Annotated in this window: 1 protein-coding gene; it reads left to right on the top strand. The window is 55.6% G+C overall.

The window, feature by feature from the left end; translation table 11 throughout:
* A partial coding sequence (locus tag ABJ99_RS00090) for a conjugal transfer nickase/helicase domain-containing protein (RefSeq protein ID WP_195842894.1) occupies window positions 1-873 on the top strand: 873 nt, incomplete at both ends.

Raw genomic sequence — 873 nt, 5'->3', positions numbered from 1 at the left:
TCATTCAGCCTAATGGAGAGGGAAAAGCCATTTGGAAGGCCAGCATCGACAATGGTCGAGGCTGGAAGAACACGCTCACGGTACTGAAAATCGCGCCGGCATTGATCTGGCCGAACGCTACCGACAGACCAGAGGCGTATACCGGCACCCTTACGGTGGAAGCCGCAGGACCGGTGGAAGAAGTCGAGCAAGCGCTTGTAGGAGCCGCCGAACCACTATCGGTAGGTAACAACAAGAAGATACCTGCCGCGGTCAATCAGAAGGCGCAGCAATCCTCGCAGAAACAAGCACCGGCACCAGTAAAAGATTTTGATGCGCTGGATGAGCTGCTCGATCTATTTCCCGATCCAGTACCTGCTGCTCCAACTGCACCAGTGCAAAGTAGCCCGGAGAGCACGGACTACGATCAGATCCCCTTTTCTCCTCCGCCCAAACAGTCTGCTCGGCTTAGCCAACCCAAGCAGGCTATGCCTGACCCTCCCATGCCTGAAACAGCTCCAGCAACTGATGCCGCCAAGAACTCGACTGACTCGGCCCAGAATCACGGTACCAACTTCCTGGCCTGGCTGAAGGGCGGCGTAATTTCTCACCGAATCATCATCAATGACGCCAAAGCGCGTGTACATACCGTGGACAGCACCGCATTTCTGGTCAGTCCTGACATTTTCAAACGTTATGCGCTTGAGCACCCGGCGATTGAGCATGAGGCGAAAGAGCGCGATCTCGAAGCCTGGCAATTGGTCCAGCGATCTTTCGAGAAGCTGAAAAAACATCGCAAGACTCCCGCAGGCCTGAACATCTGGACGTGCCTGGTCAAAGGACCACGCAAAAGCAAGCAACTGCGGGGCTACCTGCTCATTGAGCCCACCGACG

Source organism: Pseudomonas syringae pv. cilantro (assembly GCF_001293775.1).
Taxonomy (GTDB): Bacteria; Pseudomonadota; Gammaproteobacteria; order Pseudomonadales; family Pseudomonadaceae; genus Aquipseudomonas; species Aquipseudomonas syringae_P.
Note: the sequence above shows the minus strand (reverse complement) of the source record. Positions and strands in the feature narration are given on the sequence as shown.